Annotated in this window: 10 protein-coding genes; 9 read left to right on the top strand and 1 reads right to left on the bottom strand. The window is 70.5% G+C overall.

All coding sequences use genetic code 11. The features are described 5' to 3' along the window. Position 1 precedes the first annotated feature (1 nt). From ACIP60_RS37380 to ACIP60_RS37360, 5 genes are all read left to right on the top strand, one after another. Positions 2-1,180 carry a hypothetical protein gene (locus ACIP60_RS37380; protein ID WP_400693823.1) on the top strand — a complete coding sequence of 393 codons (1,179 nt, stop codon included), beginning with the start codon at positions 2-4 and terminating at the stop codon, positions 1,178-1,180. A 234-nt stretch (positions 1,181-1,414) separates the two neighbouring features. Beyond that, entirely contained in the window at positions 1,415-1,894 is a 480-nt protein-coding gene (locus ACIP60_RS37375; protein WP_400693820.1) for a hypothetical protein, read from the top strand. Further along, positions 1,895-2,650: a hypothetical protein gene (locus tag ACIP60_RS37370; protein WP_400693817.1), complete on the top strand. Its 756-nt coding sequence runs from the start codon at positions 1,895-1,897 to the stop codon at positions 2,648-2,650. It begins immediately after the preceding gene. Then, on the top strand, positions 2,647-4,725 hold the full coding sequence (locus ACIP60_RS37365) for a DEAD/DEAH box helicase family protein (protein ID WP_400693814.1): 2,079 nt from the start codon (positions 2,647-2,649) through the stop codon (positions 4,723-4,725). The genes ACIP60_RS37370 and ACIP60_RS37365 overlap by 4 nt, the downstream gene beginning before the upstream one ends. A gap of 55 nt (positions 4,726-4,780) precedes the next feature. Further along, complete coding sequence (locus ACIP60_RS37360) at positions 4,781-7,459, top strand: TerD family protein (RefSeq protein WP_400693811.1); 2,679 nt, start codon at positions 4,781-4,783, stop codon at positions 7,457-7,459. A 315-nt stretch (positions 7,460-7,774) separates the two neighbouring features. Here ACIP60_RS37360 and ACIP60_RS37355 read toward each other — a convergent pair whose 3' ends face one another. Then, positions 7,775-11,065 carry a DnaB-like helicase C-terminal domain-containing protein gene (locus ACIP60_RS37355; RefSeq protein WP_400693808.1) on the bottom strand — a complete coding sequence of 1,097 codons (3,291 nt, stop codon included), beginning with the start codon at positions 11,063-11,065 and terminating at the stop codon, positions 7,775-7,777. A 435-nt stretch (positions 11,066-11,500) separates the two neighbouring features. Here ACIP60_RS37355 and ACIP60_RS37350 point away from each other — a divergent pair, with 435 nt between their 5' ends. The 4 genes from ACIP60_RS37350 (at position 11,501) to ACIP60_RS37335 (ending at position 14,343) form a co-directional block, all read left to right on the top strand. Next, a complete protein-coding gene (locus ACIP60_RS37350) occupies positions 11,501-12,124 on the top strand; it encodes a hypothetical protein (protein WP_400693805.1) in 624 nt (207 codons plus the stop codon). Between the two features lie 311 nt (positions 12,125-12,435). Further along, positions 12,436-12,624: a hypothetical protein gene (locus tag ACIP60_RS37345; RefSeq protein WP_400693802.1), complete on the top strand. Its 189-nt coding sequence runs from the start codon at positions 12,436-12,438 to the stop codon at positions 12,622-12,624. A 165-nt stretch (positions 12,625-12,789) separates the two neighbouring features. Then, positions 12,790-13,911 (top strand): DUF6192 family protein, encoded by a 1,122-nt coding sequence (locus ACIP60_RS37340; protein WP_400693800.1) that lies wholly within the window; start codon positions 12,790-12,792, stop codon positions 13,909-13,911. A gap of 3 nt (positions 13,912-13,914) precedes the next feature. After that, positions 13,915-14,343 carry a RacP protein gene (locus tag ACIP60_RS37335; protein WP_400693798.1) on the top strand — a complete coding sequence of 143 codons (429 nt, stop codon included), beginning with the start codon at positions 13,915-13,917 and terminating at the stop codon, positions 14,341-14,343. The last annotated feature ends 9 nt before the right edge of the window (positions 14,344-14,352 follow it).

Genomic DNA, 14,352 nt, shown 5'->3' with positions numbered 1-14,352 from the left:
CATGGACGACCCTCGGCCGTACGCGACCCACCTGGTCGACTACTACCTTGGTGTACGCCTCGACGCGGCCGGGTCCCCGGCCGGCCTTCGTGAGGCCGTAATCGACCTCGTCACCGGCGCCTTCGCCGAGGATGTCGAGCCTTTGATGACCGCCCAGCTGGACCTGCTGGCCGAGCGTCGCTCCCAGATGCCCGACGCCTACCTCGCCGACCAGGCCGCCGTGGAAGACGCTCTGCAACAAGCCGCGGCGGGCCTGCGCGCCGCGCTCGCCCAGGCGGGGCATCTCTGCAATGCCCAAGCCTTCGAGCGCGGTGCGGCCGCACGACTGCGCGACGACCCCCAGACGGCTCTACGGGCCGAACTCGCCCGCGTTCCCCGGCCCCTGACTCGCCCTGAAGCGCTGCAGTGGACACTCGATCCCGCACCCTGGTTCGACGACGGCCAGCAAGACCCACAGCCCTGGCCCCCTCCCGGTCTCGCCTCGGCCGACGGCTTGCGGTCGCTACCGCACAGCGCCTCGGCCTTCCCCCGGGTCACCGACGGCCCTCGCACGGGCTGGGTGCAGATCGGCCTCGCCGAACGGCAGCGCACTCCTGCCCGCCGCCACCCGGACCAGCCCGCCCGCCAAATGCGCCTCGTCGTCGGGCTGGAAGCTTCGGTCGACGGTCCGCCGCCCGACACACTGCCCTTCGCCGAGCTGCCCTGGCATCTGTGGACGACCCCGTGGCGCCGACTGGCACTCGGCCTGGCAAGCCCGGAAGCAGCAGCCACGCACCTCAAGACCTGCGACCGGCCGCTGGTCGGACTCACCGACGCCGGCAGCACCACGACGCTCCCCTCGCCCCGCCCCCGACCCGGCCCAGGGGTGCCCCCATATGTCCTCGCGCCTGTTGCGCCGATCATCGCGGCACTCGATCTCGCGCCCACGGGCGGCATATGCGGGTTTAGCCTGAGCGATGCGACCGGCGAGGCGCTCATCTGCCGCCAGTGGCGGGGACACCTCGTCCACGACGGAAACTACGAGCCACTGCTGCCCGCGGTCACAGGGGCGGACCTCATCATCCGTCCCGACCTCTTCAGGCGCCTGTGCGACATCGTCGGCCCCGCCCGCTGCCGAGCTGGCCTCAACGTCCACCACATGTCAGCACCCCACGACGATGGTCTCCCCGACGAGGATTGAGCACAGTCCGGAGTCCCTACCGTCATCGGCCGCCGAGGCTTTTGGGCAACTGGTACAACTCGCCTGCCAACGCGACAGCCTGTGCTCACCACGTCGTCCACACCCAGGGCCCGGACCGGTGGAGCCGCCAGGCCAGCAGGGCACGTTCGCGACTTGGCTATCGCCGACGGCCGTTCGCCAGTAGCGTTGCCTCTCAACGCACTTGGCGGCCGCCAACACGAGCGGGGAGCCTTCTTGACGTCCGAACTGGTGGCGACCGTGCCGCCGCTGGTGGACGTGGCGTTGGGTGCCGCAGGCTCCTTCGCCACCCAGTACCTCGCCACGCGGGAGACCAAGCAGCAGGCGTCCAGAGCCGCGCTGACAGCGGTCACGACTGAACGCAAGGAAGCGGTCCTGGCGTTCCTGGAGGCCTCGCAGCGAGTGGAGCACAGAACTTTCGAAGGGTGTGTGGTGGAGGTGTGTGGGGAGAGCGGTGTCGGAGCTGACGGGGCGTTACAACTACGAGCGGCTCATGGAGAAGCCGTTCCAGCTGTGCAACGCCCTGCTGGTGCGCGGGCTTTCCCCGGCATCCAGTGCTTCCCGGCCTGCCACCGGGACGGCGGGCGCGACACTGCCCTGCCCGTGGAGGACAAACGGGCGGTGATCTTCCAGGTGAAATGGGCCAGCCATCCGTCGAAGGATCCGGTGATCTGGCTGACCGAGACTATCAAGTAAGTGAATTCCAACATCGAGCACTTGGTCTCCGCGGCTGCCATTGTCTACTTCGAATACGTGGCCCGTGAGGTCCGGGTCCTGCAAAACTGGGCGGGCGCAGGGGTGGGTGGCCTGCTCCCGGCAGGTGGCGATACAGGACTCAAGACCGGTGGGTACATGGAACCGTGGTTCGAACGGATGGCGGCAATCCCTGGCCTGAGCTTCACGGGCAGCCCCGGTGTGGTCCGCGAGTCACTTCCAGGAGCGAATGACCGTCCCGACGAGTCGTACGGCTCTGCGATGTGGCCAACTCCTGAGGGCAGTACCTCTGCCACACCTGCCAGTCGGCACGTACCGCGCGAAGCGCGGGGTCCGGAGTTGGCCGTGCGGGTCTGGGAGGCGTTGGAGATCCCGGGTTCGGCGATGGACTACCACTTCGTCCTGCAACACGCAGTCAGCCAGCTGTGGGCTGAACGCCGTTCTGACCCTGATGCGCTGGAGTTGCTCGAGGTGTTCGCTCTGCTCGACCTTGAGTTGATGGAGGCCGCCCCACAAGCTGTGTCGTTCGACTTCACTGACGATGAGCACTCGTTCGTGCGGGTGTCCTCTGTGCCGCAGTTGATCGATTTGCTCGAGCGCGAGGGTGCCCTGTTGGAGGCCCTCGACCTGGCACGCCGCCTGGCCCGCTTCGGACAGGGCGAGGACCTGGTGGAGCAGTTGTCGGGGAAGGTCACTGTGCTTGCCTCCGAGGCGGACCTCGAGGACGGCCCGGCATGAGCGCTGGGTTGGAGCGGTTGATCCCCGCCGCCTCGTTCCTGGAGGAAGCGTTCTTGCGATGGGTGCTCACCCCGGCGGCGGGGCGGGGCATCGTCGCCCGCGTGCACAGCCAGCACCCGGTGACCGTCGAGGAGCGCACCTACCGGTTGGATTACCTGATCACGGGTGACGTGCTGCGGGTGGCTGTCGAGTTGGACGGATTCGCGTTCCACAGCGACCGGGGTGCGTTCACCTACGACCGGATGCGGCAGAACGACCTGGCCGCCACCGGGTTGACGGTACTGCGGTTCTCCTATGACGCAGTACGCACGGACACCGCGCGCTGCGTCGCGCAGTTGCAGGCGATGCTGCGTCAGGATCCGGCGCTTGCTCCGTTGCTGACCGCTTCACCTCATGTCGAGGTCCCGGACATGGCGGGTGATCCGATGCGGGCGGCTGATCCGCCCCGCCGGGCATCTGTGTTCGGGGCCGGGGGCGGATCGTACTTCGACGACGTGCGGGCGCGGGTGGACCGCGGGCCGCTGCGGGCGTGCCAGGACGAGGCGTTGGGGGCGCTAGCGAACTACTACGCCTCGGGAGGACGGCACGCGGCCGCGGTGATGGCGGTCGGGGCCGGCAAGACCGCGCTGGGGGTCGCGGCCGCGTTGTCGTTCGCCAAACGGCGGGTACTGGTGGTGACGCCAGGCTCGGTCATCCGGGGCACCTTCGCCAAGGCCCTGGATGCGGGTGTGCCGGGCAACGTTCTGTACGGTCTGGCGGGTGGGCCGATGCTGCCCGGTGCGCGTCCGCCGGCAACCCTCGTCCTGGACGCGGCGGACGGTCAGATCAGCCGGGTCAGCCGCGAGCGGCTGCTGGCCGCCGATGTCCTGGTCACCAACTTCCATTCCCTGGGCACCGGTAAGGCCGACGGGGACCTACTCGCCAAACTTCAGCCGGGAGATGTGGACTTCATCGTCGTCGACGAGGCGCACATCGCGGCCAGCGCCTCCTACCAACGGCTGTTCGCCCACTTCCAGAGCGCACGTACGCTGCTGATGTCCGCATGCTTCAGGCGCCTGGACGGCAAGCCGATCGATGCCGATGTCGTCTACCGCTACCGTCTGGTGGACTCCGTCGCGGACGGCTCGGCGAAGAATCTGCGGGTCCACCGCTTCGCGCCGGACGTGGCGGCGACCGTCTACGAGGCCACATGGCCGGATGGGCGGCGCGAGCAGATCGTGGGCCGTGACGCGCTGTTGGCCGCGTTGGGCGACGAGCGGCGGATGGCGCGTATCACCGCGCAGTCCGAAGCGCCGATCCATCACGTGATGGCGGTGACCCGCGCCTGCCTGGACGCGCAGGCTAAGCTCCTGGCCGCCGTGAAGCCGCGGGTGCTGTTCTCCGCCATGGGCCAGGCCCATGCCGAGCAGATCGCGCGGATCGCCGAGGAGCACGGCATCGCCTGCGCCACCTTGCACCACAGCATGGTGCCGTCGGCGATCTCCTCCACTGTGCGCAGGTTCGAGTCCGACTCCGGGGACCTTCAGGGCATCGTGCAGTTGCGGATGCTCGGCCAGGGCTACGACTTCCCGCCTATTACTGTTGTCGTGCCGATCCGCCCCTACGGCAGTTTCGGCGAGTTCTACCAGTTCATCGGACGCGGTGTCCGTGTGCTGCGCCACCCGGGCGTACCCGCCGGACAGCAGTACCTGGACGTGGTCTGCCACGCCGAACTCGGCCTGGAGGACCACCTGGAGGCGCTGTGCGCGGACAACGACATGGACCCAGCTCTGCTGCTGGACGCCCCGCCAATCGAGGTCGCCTCCTTCCAGGGTGACGGGCAGGAAGGGGACGACCCTGCGGAAGGTGCTGGAGGCGACGACGGTGCGGGCGGGATGGACGCGTTCGTCCTGTACGAGCGAGGACGGGTGGAGCAGCGCGTCGTGCATGAGCTGGATCGGGTGGAGGCTAGGCGGGCCGAGCGGGAGTTGGAGTTCATGGCGCAGCGCTACGCCGTCTACGCGCAACGCACGGCGTCGCCACTGCCGTTCGAGAAGTTCGTCGAGCTCATGCGGAAGGTGACCGGTGGCAGCTGACCCGTCGCGGTGGTGGCTTTCGGCTGCGGATGCCCACCCTGAGGTAGCACTTCGCGTGGAGGCGGCGGCCGGCCGGCAGCAGCGCTTCACCGACGTCGACGCGCTCACGGCCCGGTTGCTGGCCGCCTCGCTCGAGGGCCGGCCGGTGGCCGCCGTCACTGTCGGCAAGGGGGCTCGTGTCCCGGACACCGCCAAGGCCGCGGCTCTCACCCGCACGGAGAGCGCCCTGTGCGCGGAGGTGTTCGGAGTTCAGGAGCAGCAGCGGCGCGGCGCGTGGTATCTGCCGCAGCAGCTCTCGCTGAAGGCAGGGGTGGTCAACCTGCCACATCTGCTGCGCCACCGTCCGGCCCACGCACTGACGGTGGCCGCTGGTGACACGGCCCGCCTCACCGTCGCCGAGGGCGGGGATGTGGTGCTGCTGTGGGCGCTGCTGGTGCCCTTGTTTGAGACGCTGATGGAGCCGGTTCGGGTGCGGGCGGCGGGGCCGGCCGGTACGCGTGAGGAGCAGCGGCAGGTGTGGGCGGCGATCGAGGACCGCTACCGGCTGCTGGGCATCGCTTCCGGTGCGCTGGAGGTCTTCCGGTTCGGCGGCGGCTGGCACGCTCTCGACCGCAGAGGGCAGCAGCAGGCCCGTCTGGACCTGCTGGAAGCGCTAGCTGCGGCCGATCTCGAACAGCTGGTGGCCCGTCACCGGATGCAGCGGCTGCAGCAGTTGACGGCAGGGTTCGCGGCGAAGGCGAAGAAGGGCACGCCGCTGGCGCGGCGGGTCCTCACCCGCGCACTGCAGCCGGTGGTCTCCGCTCATTTCGCGGGTGACTGGCTGGCTGTACTCGACTACCTCCAGGCCCCGCCGCACCCGGACGAGGAGGTCATCACCGCCCTGCCCGAGGCGCGCCTGTATGTGGGCATGTCCTCCCAGGCGGCCGAGGTGGCGGCTGAGACGGGCATCGGCGAGGACGAGGTCCAGGCGATGCTCGCGGCGTTCCTCGGCACGAGCGCCGCCGTCTCTCCCATCGAGGAGCGGGTGTCCGTGCTGCGCGACTGGTGGGCGGGTTTCGACCAGGTACACGCCCGCCAGGCGAAGGGGATGCCCTCGTTGTGGGGCCTGCTCGATGAGGAAGTGATGGACCTGTCCTCGCCCGGAGAGGACCGGATCCCTCAGCTGTACCTGCAGGCTCTGCCGCCCATGGTCCTGGAGCAGGTAGGGCGGCTGTGGGAGACGGTGATGCTGAAGCAGCACCCCGGAAGCATCGTCAGCAACCCCCGCCCGCACCACACGATGACCCAGGTTCTCGGTGCAGCGGCCGGGTTCTGGCATGGCATCGGACTGACCGCGTGGTTCGTGTGCGAGGGCCCGTACTCCCGCACCACCCTGTCCGACGCCGCCGGCTACTACGACCGTGAGCTGACCGAGCTGCGCACGGCCGGCTGCCCCGTCGACGCTTCCCTCTTCGAGGAACTGCGCTCCGCCGAGCAGCAGTTGGGAGATCCGGAATCGATCTCGGAGGGCAGGAGTGTTCCGGTCGTCTCCGAGGACGGCCTCGTGAGCGTCACGTTCAGCATGGGCCATGGCTCGCGCCGCGATGGCTTCGAGCACGTGAGGGACATCGTCACCCGGCACCGCCGTGCCTGGGCCGAACGCTACCTCAACACCTACTTGCAGCAGCGGTGGCGCCGCGAACTGGAGGAGGTCGCCCACCAGTACCACCGCCACGTCGCCCTCAAGGGGCGCCCGCCCACGCTCATCCAGTTCTCCCGGTTCGCGATGACCGCCGCCAACCAGTGGACCGGCGGTGACCTCGGGGCGCTCTACACCGCGATCGGCGAGCCCGCGCCGTCCGAGCAGAAGCGGCCCGCCCGCCTGCTGGCCAGCGACGGCCACGACTTCGCCCGCCGGGTGTACCAAGCGCTCGGTGGCGAGCCCATCCCCAAAAGCACCTGGCCAGCGGCCCAGGACCCGGAGGAGATCCGCCGGCAGTGGGAGTTGCAGCGGCTGGCCATCGAGAGCCTGCGCTACGTTCAACTCCAGGAGGCACTCGGACAGCCGCCCACCACCAAGCAGTTCGGCACCCAGCGGCTACGGTGGCCTTGGCCCGGCACGGAAGCCGAAGGCTGGCCGCTCCTGCAGCGCGCCCTCGCTGGCCTCACCCGCACCGGCACGCCCCCGGCCCACTCCCCCGCTGGCCCCGTCACCACCGACCTCACCGCACCATCCCCTGACGGGAAGGGCCTCGTGCCGCTGCTGTTGGCCAAGGGCGGCAACGCGCCCCTACCTACCGAGACAACAGCGGTACGCGTCACGACCGTTGGCGCTCCGGTCGATGTTTCTGCACTTCTCCTCACCGGCGACGGCAAGGTCCGGACCGACCACGACCTCGTCTTCTACAACCACCCCCACCAGGACGGCGTCAGTTCCAGCTGCGACACCATCACCGCTGACCTCGGCCGCATCCCTGACGATGTCCGCACGGTCGCTGTGGTGGTGAGCGTCGACCTCGAAGCGCAACCCACCGCCGTCCTCGACCAGCGCACCACCTGGAGGGCGGACATCACCCAAATCTCAGGTGTGCTCCTGCGCTTCGAGCCGCCCGCCCACGACGCGGGCGAGACGGTCGTGGTCGCCGTTGAGCTCTACCGCCACGGACCAGGCTGGAAAGCACGCGCCGTTGCCCAGGGCTACGACAGCGGCCTGGCGGGCCTGGCCACCGACTACGGCATCAACATCGAGCCCTGATCCCGACGAGGCTTCAGGCGAGGGCGGCAGCCTGGATGTCGTCGTCAGCTCATGCAACACGACACTCTGCCCACAGCCCCCGCCGCCAACACTGACACCGCCTCGACCTGCCCACATCGCACCCCCTCAAGATCACTCCAGAGGGCATCGCCCGATACTCTCACCGGGTAGTTATCCATCTAGTTACAACATTCGCCGCGTAACTAAAACATCCCAGGTCAGAGCGACTATCCGCCAGAGGTCAACATACTCAATAGCAATACCACTACAGCTCAATAGGCATACCAATGGGCAGCTTTAAGTTTGTTGGCTACCTCAAGCACACCTGGTCAGAGCGGCATCATTGTTGCAACTAGAGAGAAGACTGACAAGCGCTTGGTCGACCGCGCGGGTGATCATGCCGGTGAAGTAGGAGTAGTCCCGGCCCGCGTAGCCGCCGCCGGTGTTGGCGGGGGTCGGGGTGGGCGGCTTGCGTGCCGCGGCCGACGTGGACGCGAAGGCCTCGGCGGTGGACGGGGCCAACCGGCCCTCGGCCACCGGCTGTTCGGGCGCAGCAGCACCGGCCCCGGCGGCGGGCGGCTGCTCGGCAGCCGGGTCGGCGGCGGGCTGGGGAGTTGTACCGGGGGCGACCGGCTGTGCCGGCGCGGTGCCGGTCGGGGTCAGGTTGGCGGGCCATGCGCCGGGGGTGTGCGGCTCGGCGGGCAGCTGCGCGACGACGGGCGCACCGGGGCTGGCGGTCGCGGGGTCGGTGGCGGGACCGGGCACGGCGGCGGCCGGTGCGGGCTGCTCGGCGGTGGACGGGGCCGGGTCGGCGGCGGGGTTGTGTACCGGGATGGCGGGGGCTGTACCGGCCGGGTCCGGGTCGGCGGGGCTGGTGATGCTGCGGGCGGCGCGGATCCGGTCGGGGTCGGGAGCGGGGATCTGCTCGTAGGGGTCGGTGTAGTCGGTGATGCGGGCGTGGGCGAGGTCGGCGTGCAGGGCGATGGTGGCCAGGGTGCCGAAGTCCCGCTCGGTGATGCGGGCGTCGAGGTCGCCTTCGCGGCCGTAGCGGCCGGTGTAGGGGGCCAGGGTGATGGTGATGTCCAGGCCGAGGGCGGCCAGGTGGTCGGGGTCGGTGGTGTCGACCGCGGCCAGGAGCGGGAGGTTGCGGGTCCGGGCCAGGTGGGCCAACGCTTGGGCGGCGTCGGTCAGGCGCGGGCCGGACAGCGGCAGGCGCGGGTCATCGGCGCTCTGGAAGCGGTCCACCACCACCAGGGCCAGGCCGGGCAGGTCTTCGGCGCTCTCGGCGATCGCGGCCGCGGTCAGGTCGGTGCCGTCGTCGATGTACAGGGGGGCGGCGGCCAGCTCGTGCTGCAGCGCTGCGACATCCTGCTGTTCGGTGGGGTTCAGGCGGCCGGCGCGCAGTCGGCGGTAGTCCACGGGCAGGTGCGCGGCGGTGATCCTCGCGGCGACGTCCGCGCGGGACAGCCCGGAAGCGGCGTACAGGACCGGCTGGTGGTGCTCGAGAGCGGTCAGGCGGGCGGCGGTCGCCGCCAGGAGGCTGGAGCCCAGCCCGGGTGGGGCCGCGACGAGATAGAAGCGGCCCGGCTGCAGGCCCCCCAGGGCCTCGTCCAGCGCGCGGAGACCGGTCCGCAGACCTGGGAGTGGGTGGGGGCCGTCGGACGTGGCGGCGGTGGCGGTGTCCGGGTCGGGGGTGTGGGGGTGGTGAGGAGTGAGGAGGAGATCCAACGCTTGAGCGAACGGCGCCAACCGACGAGACACACTCGGCACAGCAGCGGGCGCGGCAGCGGTGGTGGCAGACGGCGCGGCCCCGGCGGAGGCGGAGGCCGACGCGGGCGCAGCGGCGACGGCGGCCGGGACGACGGAGTCGGGGGGCACGGCCGCGAGGTCCGGGGCGGGCACGGCGGGACCCGGGGCGGCAGCGGGCGCCGCAGCGGCGGAGGCGGGCGCGGGAGCGGCGGGCGGCACGGCCAGGACGGCCGGGACGGCAGCCGAGGCGGGCACCGGCTCCGCGACGACGGCGGGAGCGGGGGCGGGGGCGGGAAAGGGGGCGGGCACAGGCGGCACGGCGGCAGCCGGAACGGCAGCCTGGTCAGTGGCGGACGGGGTGGTGAAGTCGGCGGGCGGGCGCGGGACACCGGCCCCGGTGGCCGGGAGTAGCACCGCGACTGGGGTGACATGACGGCGCAGGACCTGCGGACGGCCGAGAGCGGCGGCCTGGATCAGGTCGCCGAGCTTCTTGCGGGCGTCCGCGGTGCCGTGGATGTCCGCGCCGGTCAGGTCCCAGCCAAGGCCGGTAGCTGTCGCGGGGGCGGTGAGCACCGCGTGGTCAGTTCCGCGTGCGAGCGGAGTCACCGTGCCTGAGGAGGCGGCCTTGATCAGGTGCGGGAGAGCCGCACGCGCCTCATGCAACGTAGCCGGAGTAGTGGGAGCGACCGGAACGGGAACGGCCGTTGCCGCTTCTCCGGCCGGCGCGGGCACGGCACCGGCCGATGGTGCGGCGGGCACGGCCGATGGTGCGGAGGCAGCGGCCGGGACGAGGGAGGGCGCGGCGAGCGGAACCGGGCCGGGCGACGCGACGGCGGCGGCCGCGGCCGCGGGAGCGGGAGCGGACACGGCGGCCTGGGCGAAGCCCTGGGCATCAGAGGCTGGCGTGGACGGCGAGGAGACAGGCACAGAAGCGTCCTGAAGATCCGGGCCCGACGCGACTGCGGCGAGCGGAGAGGAAGACGGCGGAACGGCCGCCGAATCGGGCGGGACCGCAGTGGAGTCCTGCGCGGGGGCGGAGGGGATGCGGTGCCAGATGAAGACGCAGGATTTCAGGCTGGCGAGTCCGGGGCGTGCCAGGACTGTGTGGAGGCGGTCCTGGCCCGCGAGGATGAGGGGGATGCGGTCCGGTGCCGTGGTGGACCACAGGCTGTAGAGCTGTTGCAGTGCCGCGGTGGGCAGTTGCTCGGCGTCGGGCACGATCACCAGGCGCGGGCGGCGCTGGAGTTCGGTGGCGATCAGCTCCACTGCTGTGTTCAGTGCGCGGGGTTGGGGGCGGTAGTGGTCGAGACCGAGTCCGGCATAGAAGGCGCGGATCAGGCCTGCTCGGTCTTTGGCCGGGTGCGGCCGGAGCCAGACGGTGGGCAGTTCCTGCCGCTGGCTGGCGGTTGCGATCGCCTGGGTGGGTGCCGGGCCGGTGACACACAGGATCGCCCTGTGTTCGACGACGTCGTGGACGGCCTCGGCCAGACGGTCCGCTTCGCTATTGGGTGCAGCGGCGGCCGGGGTGGCCGTCGCAGTGGGTGCGGGGGTGTCTGCTGCGGCCGGGCTGGGTGCGGAGGCGGCAAGTTCGAGCCCGGCGGCGAACTGAGCTGCTGCGACGGCGGCCAGGGCAGGCTGCAGGTAGTCCGTCACCACCGCTTCCAGGGAGCTGTAGGCCTGCTCGGCCCGGCCACTGGTCGGGCCGCCGAACGCGGATCGCGGGGTGGTCAGCAGCGTGGTCCAGTGCGGGCCGGTGATCCGGCCGCGGACCGCGGCGGACAGGGCGGCTTTCAGTTTCCGGCCGGCCGGTGTGGCCAGGTGGCCGCGCAGTGGGTTGGTCAGCTGGTAGGCGGGCATCGCCAGAGCCTGGACCAGGTTTGCGGGGACCGCGTGCCAGACCGGATCGGTGGGGCCGGGCAGCACTAGACCCGCAGCCGCCCCGGCCGCAGCCGCCCCGGCCGCAGCCGCGTCCGGGCCGTGGCCCGTATCAATCGGGCCCGATGGACCAGCGGCGGCGTGGGACGAACGCGAAGCAGACACCGGACGACTCCAAGCACAGCGAAAACGGACCCCCACGGAACGGCAGGGTGGGGCGGTTGCCACGTTAGGCGCCCACCTATCAGGTGTAACGCCAGTCTAGCTGTCGGGTACAGAACGCGGGTGGGATTATGTAACGAGATCGGGTGAACGTCGGAAGGGCTGGGACGGAGCGGCGTTCCTTCATTGGGTTGGCCGGATGACTCTCCACAAGCTGCTAGTCGCCGGTATCTCCTGCTAGCTCTGCTGGGGGCTATGGGTAAGCAGGCCAACATCCGGCTGGACGAAGCCGTGCGGGCGGCGGCCGAGGAGCGGGCGAAGCGGCGCGGGCTGAGCCTGCAGGGGTACGTCGCCGATCTGATCGAGCAGGACGTGAACGAGTCCCGGGCGGCGTTCATGGCCGGCGCCGCCGGCTTCCTGGCCTCCTACGCGGAGCGGTTCGAGGCCGAGTTCGGAGAGGACCGGTACCCGGTCTCCCGGACGGGCTGCCGAAGGACGCGCCGAGGGACGCCGCGTGAACCTGAAGGTCGACCTCGCGTGGATCCTGGCGGTGGCGCAGCAGATCCCAGGCGATCCCAGGTCGTCGACTACGGCGTGCCAATCGCCGCCGATGCCCGGCACCGCGCGGAGATCCTCGGGCAGGAGGTCTACCCCGAGCCGCACCACAAAGCCGCCGCACTGCTGTGCGAACTGGCGCGGCAGCCGAGCCTAGAGGTCCGCAACCTGCTGTTCGCGGCCACCGTGACCGCCGCGTACCTGACCGCGTGCGGGCTGCCGGTCAGCCCCGGCCTCGACACCGTGCTCCCGCTGGCTCGGGCCGCCCGCGACGGACTATCGGTGCGCGAGGTTGCGGCCCAGATCAAGACCTGGACCAGCTGAACCTTCTCGGTCTGGGCACGGGGGCTATCGCCGTGGACTGCGTTCCCCTGCTGGCGCCGCGTTAATGGTCGAACGAGTCGCCGTGGCTTGGGAGGGTGAGTGCGGGCTCCTCGCGAGGCTGGCGCCTCATGCTGAGTACCTGTGTCTGAACCCCGGTTTTGGGTAGCCTGGCGTCCTAGCCTGGCTGGGTGTCCGAGGACGCCGGGCGGGTCGGCGAACGAATGTGCAGGGGTTGCGGTTCCTGGCTGAGGCCGGCAGCGCGCCCCGGCGCGGTGTACTGCTCGGCAGCGTGTCGGGCCAGGCAGTGGCGGGTGGACGGCCAACTGCGCAAGCGGGTGGCGGCCGAGATCAGCGGCGTCGGCCGGGTCGAGTGCCCGATGTGCGGCGAGTGGTGGGTGGCCGGCGTGGACCGCCGTTTGAATGCCCAGTACTGCTCGCGGCGGTGCGTGACGAGGGCCTGGCGGGCCCGGAACGAAGCGTTCGGCGAACGGTCACAGTGACCGCAGCACGAACGGATAATCGGATCAACGTCGGTCAACTCCGATCATTCACAAGGTGATTATTGTGATCACCACATTTTCGGGTCGACTCTGCTTCGCGAAAGCGGGCCCGTCCCGTCACGGTCAACAGCCGTGCCCGGTCCGCGGGTTGGTGGTGAGAGTCCCATGCCCGAAGAGATCGAGACCGCTGACAAGGTCGGCAGCGTCAGCAACAGCCGCTACGAGCAGATCGTGGCTGATCTGCGCAAAGTCGTGGAGGCCCAAGGAAAGGGCCAGTTCATGATCGGCGATGGCGCGTTGGAGATCGAGCCGATGCGCGAGCAGTACGCCCAGGGAGAGCGGAGCGAGGGGCTCTTCACGGTCAAGGAGTCGGTGTTCCGCCTGGCGGAGGACATCGGCCTGGCCTACAAGACGGTGTCGACCCTGCGCTGGGTGGCCTCGAGGTGGCCCAAGGAGCACCGGCAGGACGGCGTGTCGTTCACGGTCCACCGGATCCTGGCGCGGATCGAGGACGAGGAAGAGCGGTTCGCCGCGATCCTCACCCCACCCAAGGGCAAGGCCCGCTGGACTCCGGACGAGGCGAACCGGCGGGTCGGCTGGCAGGTCACCAAGCCGGTCACCCCGCAGGAGAAGGTCAGCGCGATCCACTCCCTGGCCCAGGACGAGGAGGTCGCCGCGGTGGTGACCGGGGACCTGCTGCGGCGCCCGGACGTGGTCGCGCAGGTCAAGGCGGAGGACAAGGTGCGGGTGGTCGAGGAGCTGACCCGCGACGACCAGGTCGCCGCCGCGGTCGCGCCGGAGTTCCTGCGCCGGCTGGCGGTGGTCGCGAAGGTCACCCAGGCCGACAGGGTGAAGGTCGTCCAGGAGCTGACCCGCGACGAGCAGGTGGCCGCCGTGGTGACCACCGGCCTACTGAGGCGCCCGGACGTGGCCTTTCGGGCGATGTCGGACGACACCGCCCGCCACCAGGTCAATTCCGCCCAGGTCGAGCGCGGACGGCAGGCCCGCGAGCAGTTCGAGCAGACCAGCCCCGTCGCGCCGGCGATCCGCAGAATCGACCGGTCGTTGGAGTTCCTGGACCTGGTCACGGCCTGCCACGCGTTCGTCGCCGCGGCCGGCCGGGCAGTGCCCGGTCTGCGCGACCGGCAGCTCAGCGCGGACGAGAAGGCGATCGTCCACGAGCGGGTCGCCGCCTGCCGGGCGACTTTGGACTGGATCGAGACCGCGGTGGACACCGGCAAGGTGGACGTCGACGGCGAGCTGGCCCGCCTGCTGCAGGGCGAGTAGGCGATGCCCCGCGCCTCGCGGCGCAGATCGCCCGCCGCCGAGCGCCACGCCGACACGGTGCGCTTCGTGCTCTTCGAGGCCCGCCCGGCTGGCTTGCTGTTCCCGCAGTTGGCCCGGGCCTCGGCTCTGAGTCCGAGCCAGGTCCGCTCGGGCCTGGCCTGCCTGCGCGACATCATCGCCGAGCGCGGCTGGCCGCCGCTGATCTGGACCAGGGCAGACGGCTACAAGTTCTGCTCGGATCCGGAAGAGCTGCAGGCCTACGAGGTCGCGGTGATCCGGGAGAAGCTCACCGAGATCCGCCGCTTCATCACCTCCGTGGTCGCCCCGCACGCCGTCCTGCAGCCGAAGGGAAGGTGGATCAAGCACCTGAACACCCAGCTCAACTCGGTCGAGTCGACGCTCGATGTGATCGCCGACTACAGCAACGCCTGACCGGTCGGG

Source organism: Kitasatospora sp. NPDC088783 (genome assembly GCF_044750705.1).
GTDB classification, from domain to species: Bacteria; Actinomycetota; Actinomycetes; order Streptomycetales; family Streptomycetaceae; genus Kitasatospora; species Kitasatospora fiedleri.
Note: the sequence above shows the minus strand (reverse complement) of the source record. Positions and strands in the feature narration are given on the sequence as shown.